21 protein-coding genes, 1 tRNA gene and 1 pseudogene are annotated in these 20,068 nt (G+C 70.8%); 14 read left to right on the forward strand and 9 right to left on the reverse strand.

Features of this window, described 5'->3' with window-relative positions; translation table 11 throughout:
* Positions 1 to 48: 48 nt before the first annotated feature.
* Entirely contained in the window at positions 49 to 1,113 is a 1,065-nt protein-coding gene (locus P3T39_RS24385; RefSeq protein ID WP_280701029.1) for a cytochrome c oxidase assembly protein, read from the reverse strand.
* A 353-nt stretch (positions 1,114 to 1,466) separates the two neighbouring features.
* Between P3T39_RS24385 and P3T39_RS24390 the strand changes: the two genes are divergently transcribed.
* Both P3T39_RS24390 and P3T39_RS24395 read left to right on the forward strand, forming a co-directional pair.
* On the forward strand, positions 1,467 to 2,843 hold the full coding sequence (locus tag P3T39_RS24390) for an FtsW/RodA/SpoVE family cell cycle protein (RefSeq protein WP_280701078.1): 1,377 nt from the start codon (positions 1,467 to 1,469) through the stop codon (positions 2,841 to 2,843).
* 127 nt (positions 2,844 to 2,970) lie between these two features.
* A complete protein-coding gene (locus P3T39_RS24395) occupies positions 2,971 to 3,195 on the forward strand; it encodes an SDR family oxidoreductase (protein ID WP_280701079.1) in 225 nt (74 codons plus the stop codon).
* Between the two features lie 43 nt (positions 3,196 to 3,238).
* On the opposite strand, the gene P3T39_RS24400 is transcribed toward P3T39_RS24395, so the two are convergent.
* Entirely contained in the window at positions 3,239 to 3,886 is a 648-nt protein-coding gene (locus P3T39_RS24400; protein ID WP_280701030.1) for a TetR/AcrR family transcriptional regulator C-terminal domain-containing protein, read from the reverse strand.
* Between the two features lie 107 nt (positions 3,887 to 3,993).
* Here P3T39_RS24400 and P3T39_RS24405 point away from each other — a divergent pair, with 107 nt between their 5' ends.
* Complete coding sequence (locus tag P3T39_RS24405) at positions 3,994 to 5,499, forward strand: FAD-dependent monooxygenase (RefSeq protein WP_280701032.1); 1,506 nt, start codon at positions 3,994 to 3,996, stop codon at positions 5,497 to 5,499.
* Between the two features lie 79 nt (positions 5,500 to 5,578).
* Here the strand turns inward: P3T39_RS24405 and P3T39_RS24410 are convergent, their stop codons facing one another.
* On the reverse strand, positions 5,579 to 5,707 hold the full coding sequence (locus P3T39_RS24410; protein ID WP_280701034.1) for a hypothetical protein: 129 nt from the start codon (positions 5,705 to 5,707) through the stop codon (positions 5,579 to 5,581).
* Between the two features lie 128 nt (positions 5,708 to 5,835).
* Positions 5,836 to 7,038, reverse strand: coding sequence for an FAD-dependent monooxygenase (locus P3T39_RS24415; protein ID WP_280701036.1), 1,203 nt, complete (start codon positions 7,036 to 7,038; stop codon positions 5,836 to 5,838).
* A 143-nt stretch (positions 7,039 to 7,181) separates the two neighbouring features.
* Here P3T39_RS24415 and P3T39_RS24420 point away from each other — a divergent pair, with 143 nt between their 5' ends.
* Positions 7,182 to 7,781 carry a TetR/AcrR family transcriptional regulator gene (locus tag P3T39_RS24420; RefSeq protein WP_280701038.1) on the forward strand — a complete coding sequence of 200 codons (600 nt, stop codon included), beginning with the start codon at positions 7,182 to 7,184 and terminating at the stop codon, positions 7,779 to 7,781.
* A 57-nt stretch (positions 7,782 to 7,838) separates the two neighbouring features.
* Here the strand turns inward: P3T39_RS24420 and P3T39_RS24425 are convergent, their stop codons facing one another.
* From P3T39_RS24425 to P3T39_RS24440, 4 genes and pseudogenes are all read right to left on the reverse strand, one after another.
* Entirely contained in the window at positions 7,839 to 8,186 is a 348-nt protein-coding gene (locus P3T39_RS24425) for a hypothetical protein (protein WP_280701040.1), read from the reverse strand.
* Between the two features lie 146 nt (positions 8,187 to 8,332).
* Entirely contained in the window at positions 8,333 to 9,052 is a 720-nt protein-coding gene (locus tag P3T39_RS24430) for a WbqC family protein (RefSeq protein WP_280701042.1), read from the reverse strand.
* Between the two features lie 22 nt (positions 9,053 to 9,074).
* Positions 9,075 to 9,743: a YdcF family protein gene (locus tag P3T39_RS24435; protein WP_280701044.1), complete on the reverse strand. Its 669-nt coding sequence runs from the start codon at positions 9,741 to 9,743 to the stop codon at positions 9,075 to 9,077.
* Positions 9,744 to 9,758: 15 nt separating this feature from the next.
* Positions 9,759 to 10,854, reverse strand: a pseudogene (locus P3T39_RS24440) (hypothetical protein).
* 188 nt (positions 10,855 to 11,042) lie between these two features.
* On the opposite strand from P3T39_RS24440, the gene P3T39_RS24445 reads away from it, so the two are divergent.
* From P3T39_RS24445 to P3T39_RS24480, 8 genes are all read left to right on the forward strand, one after another.
* Positions 11,043 to 11,624: a hypothetical protein gene (locus P3T39_RS24445; RefSeq protein ID WP_280701046.1), complete on the forward strand. Its 582-nt coding sequence runs from the start codon at positions 11,043 to 11,045 to the stop codon at positions 11,622 to 11,624.
* A gap of 79 nt (positions 11,625 to 11,703) precedes the next feature.
* A complete protein-coding gene (locus tag P3T39_RS24450) occupies positions 11,704 to 11,946 on the forward strand; it encodes a hypothetical protein (protein ID WP_280701050.1) in 243 nt (80 codons plus the stop codon).
* The gene (locus P3T39_RS24455; RefSeq protein ID WP_280701055.1) at positions 11,943 to 12,509 is read left to right on the forward strand and encodes an ATP-binding protein; all 567 of its coding nucleotides are present in this window, start codon (positions 11,943 to 11,945) and stop codon (positions 12,507 to 12,509) included. Before P3T39_RS24450 ends, P3T39_RS24455 begins: the two co-directional genes overlap by 4 nt.
* A 154-nt stretch (positions 12,510 to 12,663) precedes the next feature.
* Positions 12,664 to 13,707, forward strand: a complete 1,044-nt coding sequence (locus P3T39_RS24460; RefSeq protein WP_280701057.1) for a radical SAM protein — start codon at positions 12,664 to 12,666, stop codon at positions 13,705 to 13,707.
* The gene (locus tag P3T39_RS24465; protein ID WP_280701060.1) at positions 13,704 to 14,351 is read left to right on the forward strand and encodes a deoxynucleoside kinase; all 648 of its coding nucleotides are present in this window, start codon (positions 13,704 to 13,706) and stop codon (positions 14,349 to 14,351) included. Before P3T39_RS24460 ends, P3T39_RS24465 begins: the two co-directional genes overlap by 4 nt.
* Positions 14,335 to 14,832 carry a hypothetical protein gene (locus P3T39_RS24470; protein ID WP_280701061.1) on the forward strand — a complete coding sequence of 166 codons (498 nt, stop codon included), beginning with the start codon at positions 14,335 to 14,337 and terminating at the stop codon, positions 14,830 to 14,832. The genes P3T39_RS24465 and P3T39_RS24470 overlap by 17 nt, the downstream gene beginning before the upstream one ends.
* Before the next feature lie 4 nt (positions 14,833 to 14,836).
* On the forward strand, positions 14,837 to 15,628 hold the full coding sequence (locus P3T39_RS24475) for an STM4013/SEN3800 family hydrolase (RefSeq protein WP_280701062.1): 792 nt from the start codon (positions 14,837 to 14,839) through the stop codon (positions 15,626 to 15,628).
* 19 nt (positions 15,629 to 15,647) lie between these two features.
* A complete protein-coding gene (locus P3T39_RS24480) occupies positions 15,648 to 16,139 on the forward strand; it encodes an NUDIX hydrolase (protein ID WP_280701064.1) in 492 nt (163 codons plus the stop codon).
* 329 nt (positions 16,140 to 16,468) lie between these two features.
* Here P3T39_RS24480 and P3T39_RS24485 read toward each other — a convergent pair.
* Positions 16,469 to 16,541: transfer RNA gene (locus tag P3T39_RS24485), tRNA-Arg, on the reverse strand.
* 142 nt (positions 16,542 to 16,683) lie between these two features.
* On the opposite strand from P3T39_RS24485, the gene P3T39_RS24490 reads away from it, so the two are divergent.
* Both P3T39_RS24490 and P3T39_RS24495 read left to right on the forward strand, forming a co-directional pair.
* Positions 16,684 to 18,273 carry a carboxyl transferase domain-containing protein gene (locus P3T39_RS24490; protein WP_280701068.1) on the forward strand — a complete coding sequence of 530 codons (1,590 nt, stop codon included), beginning with the start codon at positions 16,684 to 16,686 and terminating at the stop codon, positions 18,271 to 18,273.
* A gap of 196 nt (positions 18,274 to 18,469) precedes the next feature.
* Positions 18,470 to 19,972, forward strand: coding sequence for a glycosyltransferase family 39 protein (locus tag P3T39_RS24495; protein WP_280701070.1), 1,503 nt, complete (start codon positions 18,470 to 18,472; stop codon positions 19,970 to 19,972).
* The last annotated feature ends 96 nt before the right edge of the window (positions 19,973 to 20,068 follow it).

The raw sequence follows: 20,068 nt of genomic DNA on the forward strand, positions 1-20,068 counted from the left end.
GATCCTTCAGACGGATCTCCCCACAGGGGCCTCATCCAACGGGGGGCCTCAGTGCTCGGCGCCGCCGAAGCGGTGGCGCAGGTTGGGGTCGTCCAGCCACCACGGGCGCATGCCCTGCGATTCGTCCTCCTCTGCGGCCTGCGGCCCTTCGGTGGTCCGCGCCCCCTCGGTGGTCCGCGCAGCAGCCGGGACGGCTTCTCGGGCAGCCGCCCGGGATGCCTCTGCCGCCGCGTACTCGGCGTCCAGCGCGGCATCCACCGCAGCCGTCTCGGCCCGACCGGTGACGATCATGCGGCGGATCAGCGCGCAGAGGAAGGGCAGACCGATCAGGTCGCCCAGGACCCAGAGCACATTGCCGCCCCAGACCTGGTCCTGCAGCAGGGTCGGCCCCCAGGTTCGGCCGAGGTCGGCGTAGTACGGCTCGGAGATCAGGTGGTGGCCGTAGATGAGGATCAGCCCGAGACCCGCGTCGAAGATCACCTCGGCGAAGGTGACGAACAGGCTGACCAGCAGCGGGTACTCGTACGCGACGGGGTCGAGCTGGAGCCTGGGCCAGTAGTACGCCAGGCCGAGGGCGACCAGCGTCAGGTGCAGGCCAATGTTCCAGGCACCGCTGGTCAGGGTCTTCTCGTACCAGGGCGTGAAGTAGAACAGCCACGGCGGCAGCATCAGCAGCACCGTGGAGACCGCCGGGAACATCAGCAGCCGGGAGGGGCGGCTGCGCAGCACGCGCATGATCCGCTCGCGCCGCGCCTCGGGCGAGGTCTCGACCAGCAGCGAGACCGGCGCGCCGAGGACCAGCAGGAACGGGACGAGCATCAGCAGCAGGACCACCTGGACCGCGCGGTCGGTGAACAGGATCCGCTCGTACACGCCGATGCCCGAGCAGGTCACCCAGACCCAGACCAGCAGCCCGCCTAGGAAGGCGGCCGTGCGGTGCAGCGGCCAGCTTCCGCCACCGCGGTGCATGGCGCGGACGCCCAGCAGATAGGCGCCGCCGAGCAGCACGGCGAGGGTCAGGACGGCGGGCTCGGCGGTCCAGCTGGTGGCCAGGTCGGCCCAGTGCCAGGGCGGCGGACCGTCGTGGCCGACGGCCAGTGCTGAGATCGGCATCCGGTGGTTCTCCTCTTTTCTTTCCGCCCGCTGAGTTTCCGCCCGCCGCGTCGCTTCCCGCTGCGTCCGTGGCCGCCGCGTCTCTGCTCGCTGCGCTGCTGGTCACTGCGTTCCTGCCTGCCGCGCCGCGGAGCTTGCGGCTCCCTGGACATGATGGCCGACACTGGAACGATCACCGGAGCTGGGTCCGGAACCCCCTGAGGTCTCACCGACGTCCATGTCGTGCGAGGATGCGTCGTCTACTACATGGCTGTCGAAGGTGTCGAGGTGGGAATCCGGTGAGAGACAGCTCGCGGAGCGAAGGGCGACGGCTGGCCGCCCGCCGTCGCAACCTCGAACTTGCCCTGCTGGCGATGGCCGTCGTGGTCTGCCTGGCCGGCTACGTGACCGCCAACCTGGCGCTCAACCACACGCTGCCCAAGGGCCTGCCGCTCTACGGCACCACCCTGCCGCTGCTGGCCGGGGCGCTGCACATGGTGGTGCGGCGCTTCGCGCCGTACGCGGACCCGCTGATCCTGCCGCTCGCGGTGTTCCTGAGCGGGTTCGGGCTGGTCCTGCTCAACCGGCTCGACCAGTCGTACGCGCTCTTCCACGCCGCCAAGGGCGACTACCAGAAGCTGCCGTCGGCGCCGAACCAGGTGATGTGGGTGGTGATCGCCTCGGTGGTGGCCGCCGGGGTGATCATCGTGATCAAGCACCACCGGATATTCCAGCGCTACGTCTACCTGATCATGGCCGGGGCACTGATCCTGCTGGCCGCACCCGCCTTCTTCCCCGGCGACGACTTCGGCGCCAAGCGCTGGATCAAGCTCCCCGGAGTCACCCTCGAACCGGACGAGTTCGTCAAGGTCGCCATCACCGTCTTCTTCGCCGGCTATCTGATGGCCAGCCGGGACGCGCTCGCGCTGACCGGGCGGAAGGTCTGGGGCATGAACCTGCCGCGCGGGCGCAACGTCGGCCCGGTGCTCGCCATCTGGGTGGTCAGCCTGCTGGTGCTGATCTTCGAGCGCGACCTCGGCACCTCGCTGATCTTCTTCGGCGTCTTCATCGTGATGCTCTACGTGGCGACCGAACGGACCGGCTGGGTGGTGCTCGGCCTGCTGATGGCCGTCGGCGGCGCCACCGTGGTCGGCAGCATCGAGCCGCACGTGCACGGCCGGGTGGAAGCCTGGCTGCACCCGCTGGACATCTACCAGCCCAACCACAACCCGGCGCTGATCTCCGACCAGCCGGCCCAGGCGCTGTTCAGCTTCGGCACCGGGCACCTGGTGGGCACCGGCCTCGGCCAGGGACGGCCGTATCTGATCGGCTTCGCCGGGCGCAGCGACTTCATCTTCACCACCATCGGTGAGGAGTTGGGCCTGGCCGGGGTCATCGCCTTCCTGCTGATCTACACCCTCTTCATCCAGCGCGGGCTGCGCACCGCCATCGCACTGACCGACCCCTTCGGCAAGCTGCTCGCGACCGGGCTCTCGGCGGCCGTGGCGCTCCAGGTCTTCGTGGTGATCGGCGGCGTGAGCGGGCTGATCCCGCTGACCGGCAAGGCGCTGCCGTTCCTCGCCGCCGGTGGGTCCTCGCTGCTCGCCAACTGGCTGCTGACCGCCGTACTGATCAAACTCTCCGACGCCGCCGGGCGCACCGAGTTGGAGCCGAACCCCGAACCGGCCCCGATCCCGCCCGTGCAGCCGACCTTGACCATGCCCGGCTCGGCCGCCCCTGCCGCGTCCTGACCTTTCACGCACCGACGGCCACCGGCGCTCTCTGCCGGTGGCCGTCGGGCGTTACAACCGGCGGGCGATCAGCCGCCGTTGATCAGGTCCGCCGAGGACCAGCGCGGCACTGGCCGCCAGCGGCGGGATCAGCACGGCCTGGTGCAGCAATGCACCGACCCCCACCAGGGCCAGCAGCGCCATCGCCGAACCGGCCGACGGCCCCGGCGCCGAGGGCATCAAGGGCTTCACCGCACTCGGGCGCTACGCCGCCCCCGAGGAGATCGCCGCCGTGGTCGCCCAGCTCGCGACCGACGTCTCCGGCTACCTCACCGGGGCCGTCCTCCACGTGGACGGCGGCTTCACCGTCTGAGCCACCGGCCCTCGGCCTTCGGCCTTCGCGGGCCGGCGCAACGTCACCCCTTGGGGCCCAGCACCGCCTCGACGCCGGCCACGACGACGGCGAGGCCGCGCTCGAAGCGCTCCTCGTAACCACTGAAGAGCCCGGCCCCGGCAGCCGCCGCCAGCGGGAAGTCGGGGCCGATGAGGGCCGCGCGTTCGTCCTCGTCGTAGCCGGGAGCGCGCTGCCCCGGGAGTGGCTCGACCGCCTGCTCCTCGATCACGAAGCCGACGGTGAACGCGTACGAGGCGAAGTACGCCTCGACGGCGTCCGGGAAGGCGAACCCCGCCCGGACGAGGGCGCCCAGCAGTCCGTCCATCCGCTCGGCGTGGACGGTCTCCGTGAGGCGGGTGCCACTGAAGACCTTCGCGCCGTCGCGGCAGGAGAGCAGGATGCTGCGCAGCGCGCGGCTCGTGGCGGTGATCCATTCCTGCCAGGGCGCGTCGGGTCCGGGGGACGCGGTGGTGGCGATCATCCTGCGGAGCATCTCGGTGGCGAGTTCGTCCAGCAGGGCCTGCTTGTTGGCGAAGTGCCAGTACAACGCGGGCGCCTTGCAGTCGAGTTCGGTCGCGATACGCCGCAGGGTCAGACCCTCCAGACCGGTCTCGTTGAGCAGCCGGAGAGCGGTTTCGACCACCTGTGCGCGATCCAGTTTCTGTGCCACGTCAGTGATTCTCTCCTTCCTGTCCGTCCGACCTGCCCCCTTGACAATTTAACACCGTTAAGGAGACGCTCATGGGGCAGCTACTTAACAGCGTTAAGGAGAGTCGGATGCACACCTTCCAGACGGACACCGTCCCGCCCCACACCGAGGTCCTGATCGTCGGCGCCGGTCCGACCGGCCTGACCCTGGCCTGCGACCTCGCCCGGCGCGGCGTGCGGGCCCTGCTGGTCGAGAAGGCCGACCGCCTCTTCCCGGGCTCACGCGGCAAGGGCCTGCAGCCGCGCACCCTGGAGGTCTTCGACGATCTCGGGGTGATCGACGCGATCCTGGCGGCCGGCGCCCGCTACCCGCTCATGGCCTCGTGGAAGGGCGCCGTCAAGGGCGCCGAGTGGGACCTGATCGACCACAGGCCCGCCACCACCGGCGTACCGTACCCGGACTCCTGGATGGTCCCGCAGTGGCGGACCCAGGAGATCCTGCACGCCCGCCTGCTCGAACTCGGCGGCCGCGTCGAGTTCGGCACCGCTCTGACCCGGCTGGAGCAGAGCGCCGAACGGGTCGAGGCCGTCCTCGAACGGGCCGACGGCAGCGTCCGCCGCATCACCGCCGACTACCTGGTCGCCGCCGACGGCGGACGCAGCACCGTCCGGCGGGCCGTCGGCATCCCGATGACCGGCCAGGTCATCGACTCCCGCCCGGCGCTGGTGGCCGACCTCCGCCTGGAGGGCCTCGACCGCGACAACTGGCACGTCTGGCGCAAGGCCCCCGGCGGGATGGCCCTCCTCTGCCCGCTGCCGCACATCGGGCAGTTCCAGCTCTTCGCGAGCTTCGAACTCGGCACGCCGGACACCACCCCCGAAGGCGTCCGCCGCACCGTCGCCGAGCGCACCCACCTGCCCGCCGAGGCGGTCACCGAGGTGCTCTGGGCCTCGGAGTTCCGCGCGCGAGCCGCCCTGGCCGAACGGCTGCGCGAGGGACGGGTCCTGCTGGCGGGCGACGCCGCACACATCCACTCCCCCGCCGGCGGACAAGGGTTGAACACCGGCGTCCAGGACGCGTACAACCTCGGCTGGCGGCTGGGCCAGGTCATCGGGCACGGCGCCGCACCGGAACTGCTGGACGGCTACGAGCAGGAACGGCTGCCGATCGCCGCCCACGTCCTCGACCTCAGCACCCGGCTCCACCACGCCACCGGGGCCGGCCGCACCGGCGACCAGCCCACCGTCCGACGCGGCGCCGCCACCGACCAGTTGAGCGTCGGCTACCGAGGCGGACCGCTGAGCGTCGAGCGACGCGGCCCGCTCCCCTCCGACACCCTCCAGGCCGGTGACCGGGCCCCGGACGCGATCTGCACCCGACCCGACGGCTCGGCCTACCGCCTCTTCGACATCCTGCGCGGCCCCCACTTCACCCTGGTCTCCGCCGGCAGCGAGCCCCCCGCCGTCCCTCCGGCCGTCCGCACCCACCGCGCCGACACCTACGGCGAGGGCCTCTTCCTCATCCGCCCGGACGGCCATATCGCCCTGGCCACCCACGACCCGGCCGACATCACCGCCCTCCTGCCCACCCTCGGCCTCGACCACCCCGCCCTCCAGGCAACGGCCCGTCGTTGACTCCCACCGCCACAGCCCGGTGCCCGGACAACGTTCCGTACCTGCGGGCGCGATCCGCTTCCCTCCTCATCCACCGTGATCAGGACGGCCCATCCGCTACGGTGCAGCGCGGGCAGGCCAGCACCTGGACGTGATCCTCCGTCGGCAGCGCGACCGCCTGCGCGGCAGGTGAGCCGGGCGGCAGGTCGAGCGCGTAGTGCAACTCCATGCCGCACCAGGGACAGTGCTCGCCCGATTCGCCGGCCGAGGCAAACCGGCCGCCAGGTGCCGCGTCCGGCCGGCTGAGGCATGAGCCGGTGCGCCGAGCTGCGCAGCGCCCGAACCCGTGGAGCAAGCTCAAGCCGCCACCAGGACGGCGGTCTCGGGGTAGTCCTTGACCGGCACGGCGTTGGCCGCGCCCGAAGCCATCCTGCTGAAGAAGCCTGCCATCAGCCGCAGCGAGAGCAGCTTGTAGACGCGGTTGCGCCGACGGATCTTCTTCTCCGTCCGGGGGGCCAGGAAGGGCCCTGCACCCTTGGCCTGCTTCTGGCCCACCTTGGCCCCCGGCCGCAACTGCTCCTCGTAGCGGGCGAACGCGACGCGGTGGTCGCCGCGCGCGGCGGCGAGCTCGCCGGCCAGGATGTACGCGCCGATCATCGCCAGGCCGGTGCCCGAGCCGCCGGGCCCGGCGCACCAGGCGGAGTCGCCGAGCAGCACCGTCCGGCCCTGGGACCAGCGGTCCATGTGGATCTGGCTGAGCGTGTCGAAGTACAGGTCCTCGGTGTCCTGCATCAGATCGACCAACTCTCCCGTCCGCCAGCCGGCTTCGGCGAAGGCGTCGGCGACGATCCGCTTCTGCTGCGCCTGGTCGTGCCGGTCGTACGTCAACTCCGGTGCGGCGAAGATGAATCCGACGCCCGCCCTGGAGCTGTCGCGGGAGCTGCCGACCAGCACTCCCCGGCCGGGGACGTTGTAGATCACGCCACTGTGGTCCAGCCCGAGGTGGTTCGGGGCGGTGAACCCGGCGTAGCAGTAGCCCATGTCCTTGCGGAAGCCGGACTCGTCGCCGAAGGCGAGCCGTCGCACCACCGAGTGCATGCCGTCGGCGCCGACCACCAGGTCGAAGGTGCGCGGAGCACCGTGCCGGAAGGTGACGTCCACACCGTCGGCGGTCTCGGTCAGCGAGGTGATGGTGTCGCCGAAGACGTACTCGGTGGTGTCCTCGGTCAGGTCGTAGAGGATGCGGGCGAGATCGCCCCGCTCGATCTCGACCTCGCCGCTGAAGAACTCGGACGGCAGGCTGACCAGCGGCCGGCCGTCGGCGTCGATGACGACCTCGGCGCCCATCCCGGTCTCACTGGCCCGCACGGCCTCCAGGATGCCCATCCGCTTCAGCACCTCGAGCTGGACGCCGCGGAAGTCGACCGCGCCGCCGCTGTCCCGCAGCCCGGGCGCCTGCTCCACCACCGTCGGGACGAATCCGCGGCACCGGAGCCAGTAGGCCAGTGACGGACCGGCGATGCCTGCGCCGGAGATCAGCACGGTGGTGCTGCTGTTCATGATGCCCCCTCATGTCGCCCTTGCGGGCCCCTGCCTCTCGGCCTGCACCTCAACAGTAGGGCCGCTTTATCCATACGATCAATCCACTTGGATAAAACGCTTGGCTGAACCAGTTGGATGACTCCTGCGCTAGGATTCCGGACATGGGAAACCGCGAGGATCTGCTGACAGGCGCCGTGAAGTGCCTGAAGGACAAGGGGTGGTCGCGCACCACCGTTCGCGACATCGCCGCCGCCGCCGGAGTGAACCACGCGGCCATCGGCTACCACTTCGGCTCCCGCGAGGCGCTGCTGACCGCCGCCTTCGTTCAGGCGATGGACGAGTGGGGGACGAAGATCGGCCAAGCCGTGGCCGCGTCACTCGACCCGCAGGCCACTCGTCAGCAGCAGTACCAGGCCATGTGGCGGGAGATGATCAAGTCGTTCACCGCCGACCGGCCGCTCTGGCTCGCCTCCCTCGAGGCGTTCGTCCAGGCCGAACACAACCCGAAGCTGCGCGAACTGCTCGTCGCCGCCCAGCGGGAGGGCCGACGCGGCATGGCCGCGATGCTGGAGGGAGTCGAGGAGGACGCCGTGGACGAGGCGTCCGAGCGCAGCCTCGGCGGCATCCAGACCGCCCTGCTCAGCGGTGTGATGACCCAGTGGCTCCTCGACCCGGAGCACGCTCCCACCGAACACGACCTGACCATCGGCCTGCGCGCCCTCGGCGCCCGCGTCGGGCCCGAGACGCCGCCCGAAGCCTAGAAGTTCCGGCCGGCGTTGCCGAGGCCACGGAGAAGCGTCCTCGCCGGGCTCGGGCGATCAGCCGCAGCCGAGCGCGGGCCGTCTCGTCGTGGGCTCGGCCCACGGCGCGGGCAGGGGTTCCGGGAGCAGCACCTGGTCGGCTCGTCCTTCGCCGGCATCGAGGCCGCCTCCCATGCGGCCCCGCCCGACCCCTGTGCGCCGAACGTGCACCGAGATGCCGAGGATCGCCCCGCGCCCCTGCGGGCTGGAGTCGGCCATGTGCCGGCCGTCCTCGCGCCAGCCGTCCGGGCGCGAGAGGAGGTCCGTGAGCAGGCCGCGGGCGGTGTAGCTCAGCCGCCGGTCCTGCAGCAGGCCGTTGGGCAGCACAGTGAAATGACGTACGTGTTCTGTACGATGGACGCGCATCGGGAGTTATGGCTCCTGTTGCCGGACCCCGGGGTGTTACCAGCACCGCCGGGGTCGCCTATTTTCTGTTGGGATCAAGGAACTTAGCACACGCACGGTTCGGAGATCGACGCCGTCGGCGAGCGGCCTGATCACATTCCAGGGTGTCAATTGGGCTGCCCGTCACACCGGTTGAGCTCGGCAGTGGATCGCAACTTGGCCGCCAGAAGCTTCGGGCCGAGTTCTGCCAGCGCCCACAATGCCGTCACGCGGCTTCCCAGTTCCCATATGCCGTCCTGGGGTGTGCTGAATGGGATCACCGCGACTCCCTGCGAGGTGAAGGGCGCGCGGTCGATGTAACGCATACCTCCAGGCCCGCACAGGTAGTTGGTCGAGCCGGTTGCCACGGTGAGGTCGGCAAGGCGCTCGGAGCGCCCAGTGCGCGCCGGTAGCCCCCGGCTGTAGAAGATCTGCCCAGGCCAGTCGAGGACGGCAAGCAGAGCCCGGGTGGACGCTTCGGCGACCACGGCTGTCCGCGCTGTCTCCGCGAGGACCGCGAGGACCGGCGCGAGCACGGCCTCGACAGCGGGCCAGTGTGGGCTGCGGCGGTAGGCATGGTGGATCATCCCCGTCATGCGGCGGATGCTCAGCTCGGGGTCGGCGAGACGGGCCTCGTGGATGAGGGTGGAACGCCCGGTCGGCAGGTGGGTCGGCAGGGACAGCCACCGCCACCGCTGCGCGTCGCCGAGATCGGCGAGGCGCGTGCGGTGCTGATAGTCGCGGCGGGCGAACTGGACATCGTCCAGCACCACCCACACGTCCGCCGCAAACACCTTGGCAAGCGTGCTCAGCCGAGGCAACAGATTCGGCTGGTGGACCGCGCACACCCAGTCAAGCGGCGGAAGACAGTCAGGACTTGAGGAGACGTGTGTCGAACCCGGCGCGGCAGAGCCGGTCGTAAGCGGCATGGACTTCCTCCGGGACCTCCTGCTCGACGGCGAACCCGAGCTTCGGGTACTCGATCACCCGCTGCATGTCCCCAACGAGCATGTCGATGACGTGTTTTTCGCTCCCGATGACCTTCACGTAGTCGTTGAACTCCAGTGGCGCCGAGGCGCACACCACCTCGACGTCCGGCCACACCTTGCGGCACGTGGCGAACGCGCGCCTCTCCATGTACGGCATCGCGATCAGCATCACCGACCGGACCTCACGGCCGGCCGAGGCCAGCACCTCCCGCGAGAGGCCGATGTTCTGCCCGGTGTTCGTGGCGTTCGGCTCCAGCAGGATCGCGGACTCCGGGACGCCGAGTTCAAGGGCGTGCTCGCGGAAGTGCACCGCCTCGCCCCGCGGGAACCGCTCGGGGTGAGTGGGATTGGGACCGCCGGTGAAGACCAGGGTCCGGAAAAGGCCGTCGTGGTACAGCTCGGCTGCGTAGGCCGGCACGCCGAGATCGTGGCTGCCCAGGCCGATCGCCGCATCGCACGGCCGCACCTCGTGGTGCATCTGGTGGTAGTCCCAGATCGCCTGGGCGTCCCGCCACTGCTCATCCGTGATCACAAGCTGAATGTCCGTCACCCGCATACTCCTTGATCACCGGCGTCCCAGAGCAGGCTGGCGGCCGTAGTCCCGCCGGATGCCATCGATGCTCTGCAATTGGTGACTCATACCGTACTTGGCGGCCCGTTCGGCGGCCGTCGCGAGAAACGGCCAGCCCGTCGGCGGCGGTAGCCCGATCGGACAGGAGGATGTGCCCGTGCGCAGTGTCGAGACGGACCCGTTGCATCGGCGAGTCGAGCACGCTCGTTGAGCGGGCGATGTCGATGAAGTGCAGTGCTGCGGACAGGTCACCGGCACCGCGGTAGGCGAGCGCGAGCTTCTGCTGGGCAATCGACCAGTCCTCGACCTCGGACAGGTCCTCGAACTCCCGGCTGGCGGCCTGCATGACCGAGGCGGCGTAGTCGTGGTTCCCGTTCTTGCTGAGCGCGGTCCCGACCCACAGACGTGCTCTGGCTCGATCCCGGCGGCTGAGCCGGTCATCGGTGGCCAGCTGCTCGTACCGGCCGGCCGCGCTGTCGTGCTGCCCCGACATCTCGATGACCACCGCGAGCGACAGTTCGATCTGGGCGATGCGGCGGGGAATGTCGAGCTGGGCGAACATCGTCCGCGCGGCGGAGTACGAGTGGTGGGCCGAGGCCGATCCGAGCAGCACGCCCTGGTCTCGCCGCAGGTCTCCCAGCAGCGCCGTCGAGCGGGCGAACAGGTAAAGGCCCCTGTCGTCCAGGTCCCGCGCCGGCCACCGGGTCAGCCACCTGCCGAGCAGATCCCCCGCCATGCCGAAGTTCTGCCTGCTCAGGGCCACGACCGCCCGCTCGATGTCCTCCGCCCAGGACTCGTAGTCCCACAGGCGGGGCCCCGTCCGCATGACGCGGACAACCGCACCGGTGTGCGGCGGGCCGGACAGCTCAGTCTCGAACCGCAGGTGCACGGCGGCGTCTGCCTGGGCGAGCGCGGTGTCGAGGATCGCCTGCGTATCGGGGCGCGGTCGCGTTGCAGCCCCCAGGGCTTCCCACTTGGAGATCGTTCGCTCAGCCACGCCCAAGCGCCGGGCGAAGCCGCGCACGCTCAACCGGAGAGCCTTGCGTAAGGCGGTGGCCTCCAGCCCTGTCCACACGTGCACGCTCGCCATGCCTGCGGCCCTCCTCTCTGGAGCAGCCATCGAAGCACGCCCCACTGACTCGGTGCGGGGAAAGTGCAGCGGAAGTGCGACACGACGTCATTCCAGAGGCTGGTGACGAACCGTCACTCTGAAGTCACTAGTCGGTGGCGGACAGTTGCGCCGGCCACCGGTCCCCGATGCCCTGGATGGTCGTGATCATGGAGTCCCTGACAGAACACCGTGACGTCCCCGGCCCGCTGGTTTACGGCTACCTTCGGCTGATCGGCACCGGGCACGAGCGACTGTCCGCGCTCCAGGCAGCGCTGCTGGAGTACTGCCGCCAGCACGAGCTGCACCTGTCGGGCGTCTTCACCGAACGTGAGAACCTCGGCAGCCGTCAGAGTGCCGCGTTCACCGGACTCCTGGACGCCCTGGCGCTGCCCGACACCTACGGCGCCGTCGTACCCGCCGCAGCCCACCTGGGACCGCGACCGGTCGCGGCCGAGCGGCACCGGCAGATAGCCGCCCTTGGACGGCGGCTGCTGGTCATCCGCCCTGAAGCCGGGCACCGCCGTACTCGCCCTTTCATCCCCACCGACCACCGGGAGTTCATCGCCATGGCCGACCGCGCCCCGAGCCGCCCGCCCACGGCCAAGACCCGACAGGCCATCGTCGACGCTCCGTCCGCGCACGCCCGCATGGTCCTGGACCAGCACCGCGCCGAGAACGGCCAGTGCGTCCGCGGCTGCGGCCCCTGGCCCTGCGAGCAGGCCACGGACGCCGCCCTCGGGGCCATCTGAGCCCGCAAACGGCCAGCCACCACGCCAACGAGCACCCGGGCCACCACCTCACCTCTCCTGATCCCCCGGAGACCATGCCATGCCCCAGACCATCACGCCGCCCGCGCACACCGCAGTCCTCGACCGCGCCGCCGAACACCGTCCTCACTCCGCTGCCTCCAGTCGGCCGGACCCGCACCAGTGGGGACACTGGGAACCCGCTGAGGTCGGCGGCGAGGTCTTCATCGAGAATGCGGCCCGCGCCCGACGCCGCTCTCATGTGCTGCGGCAGCTCGCCGAGGGCCGCTGCCGCAGGCTCGCCCTGTTCGGGCCGACCCGATGAACGCCCAGAGCACCCCACCCGGGCGGGCACCAGGCGAGCGCCTGCTGCCATGGGAGACCCCCGAGGCGACCTGGACGATCGAGCCGGACCCGGCCAGCGTCGCACCAGCGCGCCGCCGCGCGGTCGCCGCTGTCCGCTCCTGGTGCCCGGAAGAGCTGCCGGATCACACGGTGGCGGCGATCGAGCGGGTCGTCTCCGAGCTCGTCACCAACGCCATCCGGCACGCCGGTGACGCCGGACCGATCACCGCCCACCTGTGGCCGACCCCGCGCGGGAACATCGCCGTGGTGGTGCGGGACGGCTCACCGACCCCGCCCACACGCCGCGATCCGTACAACGACGGCACGTCCGGCTACGGCCTGGCGGTGGTCGCCTCGGAGACCATCGCGTGGGGCTGGCGGCCCCATGGGGAGGGCAAGGCCGTCTACGCCACCATCGCGCTGCCCGGCCCCCGGACGATCGGAGCACGCGCCGCCGCCCTCGCCCAGCGTGTACGGGACACCGCACCGCGCCCGGCAGTCGGCACCATCACACCCCGTCAGGCCACCGTCAGCATCGCCTGACCAGCAGTCTCCGCCCCGGCGTCGCCTTCCCCCGTGGCGCAGCTGGCCAGGGCGGACCCCCGGTGCCGGCCGCCCGTGGGTGGCGTCCCCGCAGCGGCCGGCACCTCCCGCAGCGCGATTCGACCCGCTCCACCACACCTGCCTGGAGTGCGTGATGAACCTTCTCAGCGTCACGAGCGTTCAGCCCTCACCCGAGCTGAGCATGACCGCCCTGCGCAACTTCGCGGCCCTACGTGGACAACTGCGCGTCTCGCTCACCCCCGACTGCAACATCGGGTGCCTGTTCTGCCACAACGAAGGCGACGTTCCCCCGGGCACCACCCGGGCGGACAGCTCGCAGCAGCCCCGCACCGGCGTCCTGTGCGCCGAGCACTACATCATGGTCATCGGCTCGCTGATCCGTGCCGGCCTCAAGCGCGTCTACTTCACCGGCGGCGAGCCCCTCATGTCCGCCAACGCCCGGCCGGTGCTGGAGGGCATGCACCAATTCGCCGCTCCGGACGTTACCTTCAGCCTGATCACAAACGGCGTCCTGCTGGCCCGGCACCTGCCGTGGCTCCGCAGGACGGCGCTCGACAAGATCAAGGTCTCGCTGCACTACTTCAGCGACGACACGTTCCGCGAGATCGCCCGGACCCGACTCCCGGTCTCCACCGTCCTCGGCGGCATCGACGCCGCCCGCGACGCCTTCGAGCAGGTGGAGCTGAATACCCTGCTTCAGCAGCAGAACCAGCACGAGATCCCGAAGATCCTCCACTACGCGTTTGAACGCCGCCTGCCAGTGCAGTTCATCGAACTGGTGGACACCGACTTCAACGCCGACACCGGAGCGACCTCCATCCGCGCCGACGACCTCGTTGCGCTGCTGCGGACGATGACCCGCGACGAGCGCACGGAGATCGCCGGGGTGGGCCAGGGGCGGCGGATCTTCACCATCGACGGCCTGGAGATCGAGGTCATCCACCGCCAGCTCGGCCGGCACCACGTCGGCCAGTGCGGCAGTTGCCCCCTGCGGCCCAAGTGCGTCGAGGGGTTCTGGGCTCTGCGCCTGGACCACGCGGGCGGCCTGATGCCCTGCCTGCTGAGGGAAGACCTGCGGCTCGACCTCGCGCCGATCCTGTCCACCCCCGACGCCGCCACCACCGTCGCGGCGACCGTCGCCCAGCACGTCGCGGCATTCACGGAGGGAACCCTGTGACCATCGAACTGCCCGCCTGCTACCAGCCGCCCCTCACCGGCCGCAACGGCGCACTGCTCGTGCTGGAAGGCATCAGCGGCTCCGGGAAATCCACCCTGACCGCCTTGCTGGCCGAGCGCCTCGGCGCCGAGACCCTGCACGTCATCCCGCAGCCGCTCAGCACGCTCATCGGCTACATCAACGACCACGGCGGTGCGCTCACCCAGTTCGCCTTCCACCTCGCCGGAGCCCTGGACGCGGCCGACTACGCCCGCCACCGGCTCGTCAGCGGCAACCTCATAGCGGACCGGTGGATCGGCTCCGTCGTCGTCAACCACGCCGCCATCAACAATCTCGACCTGGACGTGGTCCTCACCGCGTTCAGCCCCTACCTCGCATACCTGCCCCGCCCCGATCTGACGGTGTACCTGGAGACCTCCGAGAAGGAGATCCGCCACCGCATGGAGATCCGCCCCCGCCGGGCCCCTCAGGACCGCTTCCTCAACCGCAGGCTCAGCCTGCTGCCCCACGTGCAGGAGCTGTACCGGCTGTTCGCCGCCACCGACCCCACCGCCGTGCAGATCACCACCGACGGCCGCAACCCGGAAGAACTCGCAGACGAGATCCACACACGCCTGGAGGCCAGCCGTGCTCAATCCCGTTGACCTCGCGGTTGTCTTCGCCCACGACCGCGTCCACGGCACGGTGCCCGACGAGATCCACCCCGCCGTCGCCTGGTGGGTCGGCTCCTGCCTCGTCCTGACCACCCGCGCCCACGGCGTCGCCCTGGTCCACGACGGCACGGCGCTGGCGAAGGAGTTCACCGACCGGTTCTGCCGCGGGGCGATCAACTGCGCGCACTACGGCGCCACTGTCTCGGTCGTCGGCGAAGGCGGAGACGACCTGCTCGCCTACGCCATCCGCACGCTCCAGGTCCCCGGCGCGCTCATCACCACCGCAGGCCGCCACGTCACCATCCGCCTGTTCGCCGCCAGTGGCGCCCCCATCACCGAGGACACCGGCCTGGAACGGATCTGCGACCTCATCGCCCGCGACAAGGTGCCCATCCCCGTCAACGACACCGCCCGGGGCCGCATCGTGCACCGCCGCGACCTCGCCCAGCACTACGCCGCCGCCGAAGGGTGAAGCCGTGATCGACGCCGCACAGATCATCCAATCCGGAACGAGCATCCTGTTCGTCACCCTGGACTCGCTGCGATACGACGTCGCACGGGCCGCACTGCACGCCGGACAGACGCCCTGCCTTGCCGAGATCCTGCCGGGCGGCCAGTGGGAGGAGCGACGCACCCCTGGCACATTCACACTGCCCGCGCACATGGCGTTCTTCTCCGGATTCCTCCCCAAGCCCCCACAGCCCACGCAACCGCCCCGCCTGTGGGAGTGTCGGCCGCCCGCCTTCAAGGGGGTCGATCCACGCACGTTCGTCTTCGACGCCCCCAGCCTCCTCACCGGTCTTGAGCAGCACGGCTACCGCACCGTGTGCATCGGCGGCGTCACCTACTTCTCCCGCGAGACCCCGCTCGGGTCGGTCCTGCCGGCCATGTTCCAGGAGGACCACTGGCGGCCGGAGTTCTGCTCAACGGCAATCGACTCCACCCGCCACCAGGTCGATCACGCCCTAACGATCGCCCAGCGGTACGAGGACCGGCCGCTGTTCCTGTTCGTCAACGTCTCCGCCACCCATGTCCCCCACGGTCACTACCTCGGCGAGAGCACCGACACCTGGCAGTCGCAGTGCGCGGCCCTCGCCTACGCCGACGTCCACCTCGGACACCTGGTCACGACCCTGACCACCAAGAGGCGCTGGCTCGTCATCATGTGCGCAGACCACGGCGACGCCTTCGGGGAAGACGGCTACCACGGCCGCGGGATCATCCACCCCACGGTGACGAACGTCCCGTTCGCCTGCGCCATCCGATAGACCCACCTACGCTCCACCCATGACCGACGATTCCCGGACACCAGCCCGAGACGCATGCGTGGTCGTCGCCCGCGACGACCACGGCCTCGTCGCGCTGCTGAGTGCGTGGTTCCCCCTCCACGACGGCGAGTACCTGTTCCTCCCCGGAGGACGGCAGGAGGACGGCGAGACGCTGGAGGACTGCGCGCGACGCGAGCTGCGGGAGGAGGCCGGAATCACCGCCGAGAAGTGGTGGCTTCTCGGCTCCTACGCGATCACCCCCGCCACTACCGCCCGCGTCCACCTCTACGAAGCCCGGAAGCTGGTTCTCGGCCCGCAACAACTCGCGCCCGGCGAGGAGGGGTTCAAGCTGATGTGGTGGCCGATGGCCGATGCCATCGCCGCTGCGATGGATGGCCGGTTCCTCCTTCAAGGAGGACCGCTCGCACTGCTTCTCGCAGACCGGACCAGCTCGCGGATATCCTCCGGCGGCTCCCGGTCATCGAGAATGAAGAGTCGGCCGCCGACATAGTTCGTTACGACCTTCCATCCGAGCGCTCGCCCCGCCGTATGCGCGGCTCGACGGATTTCTTTCGGGTCGCCCAGCTCCTCGACCGCCTCCACCCCGAGCACGAGCTGCCCGTAGTAGCCGCCGTACTCGGGCTTCAGGGAGGCCCTCATCAGGGCATCGACGCGGCGCACGAGGTTCTGGAAGCGGCGCTTGGCCAGCTCGTCCTTCGAGGCCATAGAGGCCGCCTCCCAAGCAGCCCCGCCCGGCCCATGTGTACTGAATGTGCACTGGAACGCCGCAGGCCCTCCGGCCCGGATGGGCGGAAGGGCCTGTGACCTGCAGGTTTACTGTGCCCCAGGCAGGATTCGAACCTGCGACACCGGCTTTAGGAGAGCCGTGCTCTATCCCCTGAGCTACTGAGGCGGGGGTCGTCCGGCCCGTAGGTGATGGCCGCGCAACCTCCGACAGGGTACCGGATCAGACCCGTGGAGATCTCCTCTGTTGACGGATGGGCGAGGTGTGATGTGTACGCTGAGGCGCCGATGGAGCCGGGATCGGGGGATCAATGACCATCAGGAGTGGGCTGACGGCCGCTCAGCTGATCGGGCTGGTGGCCGATCCGGGGAGTTTCGACTGCTGGGACGGCCCGGTCGCGGGTGCCCCCGCCGACGAGGCGTACGAGGCGGCCCTGGCCAGGGCTCGGGCACGGACGGGGCTGGACGAGGCGGTCACCACCGGGCGGGGCCTGGTGGGCGGGCGGCCGGTGGCGCTGGTGGTGTCGGAGTTCGGGTTCCTGGGCGGTTCGATCGGGGTAGCCACGGCCGAGCGGATCACGCGGGCGGTGGAGCGGGCCACGGCCGAGCGGCTGCCGCTGCTGGCCCTGCCGGTCTCCGGCGGGACGCGGATGCAGGAGGGTTCGGCCGCCTTCCTCTGCATGGTCCGGATCACTGCGGCCGTACAGGCCCATCAGGCGGCCGCGCTGCCCTACCTGACATATCTGCGCAGTCCCACCATGGGCGGGGTGTTCGCCTCCTGGGGCACGCTCGGGCAGCTGGTGCTGGCCGAGCCCGGTGCGCGGCTCGGGTTCCTCGGGCCCCGGGTGTACGAGGAGTTGCGCGGGGTCCGGCTGCCGGAGGAGGTGCAGCGGGCCGAGACGCTGGCCGCGCAGGGGCTGATCGACGCCGTGCTGCCGCCGACCGGGCTGCCCGGCTTCCTGGGCCGGGTGCTGGCACTGCTGGACCGCCGGGCACCGCAGTCACAGTCGCCGTCACAGTCGCCGTCACAGTCGCGGTCACAGTCGCGGTCACCGGCAGGCGCACCCACCGCGACCGGCCCGGCACAGGTCGATACGCAGGCCGATACGCGGGCCGACGCATGGGAATCGGTACGGCTGACCCGGCGCCCCGGCCGCCCCGGCGCACGTGAGCTGCTCGCGCGGACGGCCGAGGGCGCGCTGCCCCTGACCGCCCCCGGCGGCCGGCACGACGGCCAGGACGACGGCCGGGGCGGCGCGTTGGTGCGTGCGCTGGCCGAGTTCGGGGGCCGGGCGGCCGTGGTGGTCGGCCAGCAGCGGCAGGATCCCGGCACGGAGCGCCCGTTCACCGCCGCCGACCTCCGGTGCGTCCAGCGGACCGCACGGCTCGCCGAGCAGCTCGGCCTGCCGCTGGTGACAGTGGTGGACACCGCCGGGGCCGAGCTGTCCACCCGGGCCGAACTGGAGGGCGTGGCACTGGAGATCGCGCACTGCCTGAACACGCTGATCGCACTGCGCACCCCCGTGCTGGCGGTACTGCTCGGCCAGGGCTCCGGCGGCGGTGCCCTCGCGCTGCTCCCGGCTGACCGGGTACTGGCGGCCGAACACGCCTGGCTGGCACCGCTGCCGCCCGAGGGAGCCTCGGCGATCGTCCACCGGGACGGCGAGCACGCGGCCGAGCTGGCCCGGGCCCAGGGCATCGGCGCGTACGACCTTGCGGCCGCCGGACTGGTGGACGAGGTCCTGCCCGAACACCCGGACGCCGCCGAGGAATCGGATGCTTTCTGCGACCGCGTCGGACGGGCGATCGGCCGTGCCCTGGCCGAACTGGCGGCGCAGTCGGAGGCCACCCGTACGACCGCCCGAGCCCGCCGCAACCGACGCCTCGGGTCTGTCCAGTAGCCGGGCCGCCGAGCGGTTCCACGCGTCCCGAGCAGATCCCCGCGCCCCCGCGCCCCCGCGCAGGCCCCCGCGCCCCCGAGGTATCGCGCGGTTGACCGCGGCACTCCCGCACTCGCCGCTCTCCCGTATTCTGGCCCGGCCCACACCGAACCTGACGATCAGTCAGGAAAACCGATGACGATCGCCTGAACCCTCGATGAGCATCGAAGCACCACGCCACCTCTTCCGCGCCCTCCGCAGCGTGTGGCTCTGGCCCGCCCTGGCAACCCTGCTGCTCGGCCTCTACCGGATCGGCACGCCGGAGTTGTGGCGCGACGAGATCTCCAGTTGGAGTGCGGCGACCCGGGCCCTGACCCGACTCGCCGGGATACTCGGCAATGTCGACGCCAGCAACGGCGCCTACTACCTGATGCTGCACGCCTGGACGGACCTGTTCGGCGACTCCGTGCCGAGTCTGCGCCTGCCGTCCGCACTCGCGATGTCGGGTGCCGCAGCGTTCACGGCCCTGGCCGCCCTGCGGTGGTTCGGGAGCCGGATGGCTGCGGTCGCGGCGGGACTGCTGCTGGCAGCCCTGCCGAACGTCTCGGCGTACGCCCAGGAGGCCCGCTCGTACGCGATCGTCACGTGTGCGGTGGCGGCCGCCACCTGGTGCCTGCTGCGGGCGCTGGAGCGTCCCGGCCTCGGGCGCTGGGCCTGGTACGGGCTGTGCATGGCGCTCGCCGGGGTGTTCCATCTGGTGTCGCTGGCCGGCCTGGCCGGGCAGTTCGTGGTGGTGGCCGTGCACTTCTGGTCGGTACGGGACCGGCGGGTGCTGTGGCAGTTCCCGGCGGCGGCGCTGACGGCCCTGCTGCCGGCCCTGCCGGTGATGCTGCTGGGGCGGCGGCAGTCGGGCCGCCAACTGGAGTGGATCACCCCCGCGACCCGGTACAAACTGCGGATGTTCTGGCCGGAGTTCCTCGGTTCCTTCGGGGTGCTGTACGCGTTCCTGGCGCTGGCGGTGGCGGCCCTGCTGTGGCGCGGGCACCGTACCGCGGCCGTCCAGGCGGCGGCGCTGGCCGTACTGCCGGTGCTCGGGGTCTGGCTGGTCTCGCAGGGCCGCAGCTCCTACTTCGTGGACCGCTATCTGCTCTTCACCCTGCCCGCCTGGGCCGCCCTTGCCGGTGGCGGCGTCGGCGCGCTGGACGCCGCCCTGCGCCGGATCGCACCTCGGCGGACGGCGGCCGTGGCGGCCCTCGCGGCGGTGGCCGTCCCCGCACTGCTCGGGATGGACCAGCAGCGCGTCCTGCGGCAGGTGACCGCACGCACCGCGACCGACTACCGGGGCGCGGCGGCGGCGGTGGCCGCCGGGTACCGGCCCGGGGACGGGATCGTCGCGGCGGGCGGGAGGAAGGCCTGGATGATGGTGGGCCCCGGCGTGGCCTACCACCTGCCGGGCGACGTCCGCCCGCGTCCGCTGTTCGTCGCGCGGACGGCCGTGCGCGCGGACGACCTGTTTCCGGTCGAGTGCCCGGTGCCCGCCGCCTGCATCGGTGACGTCAGCCGTACCTGGGTCGTTACCATCGGCACTGGCGACGACCCGTACCAGGGGCTCCCGGCCGGCCAGGCCAAGGCGCTGCAGGCGGTCTTCACCCCGGCCGAGGTCCGGCATGTCCGGGGACTGACGGTGTCGCTGCTGGTGCGCGCAACACAGCACGCGTAACGGCTCGCTGTTTGTTCCAGCTGCTTCGAAAGGCACAGACGTGACTGCCCCTGAGGAGAGCACCTTCGCCGATCTCGGCAGGGTGCTGGTGATCAT

It is taken from the genome of Kitasatospora sp. GP82, from assembly GCF_029892105.1.
Classification (GTDB): domain Bacteria; phylum Actinomycetota; class Actinomycetes; order Streptomycetales; family Streptomycetaceae; genus Kitasatospora.

Excerpts from the sequence above, each read along its gene's own strand:
- P3T39_RS24385 (WP_280701029.1), bottom strand. The coding sequence starts at position 1,113 with ATGCCGATCTCAGCACTGGCCGTCGGCCACGACGGTCCGCCGCCCTGG.
- P3T39_RS24390 (WP_280701078.1), top strand. The coding sequence starts at position 1,467 with ATGGCCGTCGTGGTCTGCCTGGCCGGCTACGTGACCGCCAACCTGGCG.
- P3T39_RS24405 (WP_280701032.1), top strand. The coding sequence starts at position 3,994 with ATGCACACCTTCCAGACGGACACCGTCCCGCCCCACACCGAGGTCCTG.
- P3T39_RS24410 (WP_280701034.1), bottom strand. The coding sequence starts at position 5,707 with ATGGAGTTGCACTACGCGCTCGACCTGCCGCCCGGCTCACCTGCCGCG.
- P3T39_RS24415 (WP_280701036.1), bottom strand. The coding sequence starts at position 7,038 with ATGAACAGCAGCACCACCGTGCTGATCTCCGGCGCAGGCATCGCCGGT.
- P3T39_RS24420 (WP_280701038.1), top strand. The coding sequence starts at position 7,182 with ATGGGAAACCGCGAGGATCTGCTGACAGGCGCCGTGAAGTGCCTGAAG.
- P3T39_RS24425 (WP_280701040.1), bottom strand. The coding sequence starts at position 8,186 with ATGCGCGTCCATCGTACAGAACACGTACGTCATTTCACTGTGCTGCCC.
- P3T39_RS24445 (WP_280701046.1), top strand. The coding sequence starts at position 11,043 with ATGGAGTCCCTGACAGAACACCGTGACGTCCCCGGCCCGCTGGTTTAC.
- P3T39_RS24450 (WP_280701050.1), top strand. The coding sequence starts at position 11,704 with ATGCCCCAGACCATCACGCCGCCCGCGCACACCGCAGTCCTCGACCGC.
- P3T39_RS24455 (WP_280701055.1), top strand. The coding sequence starts at position 11,943 with ATGAACGCCCAGAGCACCCCACCCGGGCGGGCACCAGGCGAGCGCCTG.
- P3T39_RS24460 (WP_280701057.1), top strand. The coding sequence starts at position 12,664 with ATGAACCTTCTCAGCGTCACGAGCGTTCAGCCCTCACCCGAGCTGAGC.
- P3T39_RS24480 (WP_280701064.1), top strand. The coding sequence starts at position 15,648 with ATGACCGACGATTCCCGGACACCAGCCCGAGACGCATGCGTGGTCGTC.
- P3T39_RS24490 (WP_280701068.1), top strand. The coding sequence starts at position 16,684 with ATGACCATCAGGAGTGGGCTGACGGCCGCTCAGCTGATCGGGCTGGTG.
- P3T39_RS24495 (WP_280701070.1), top strand. The coding sequence starts at position 18,470 with ATGAGCATCGAAGCACCACGCCACCTCTTCCGCGCCCTCCGCAGCGTG.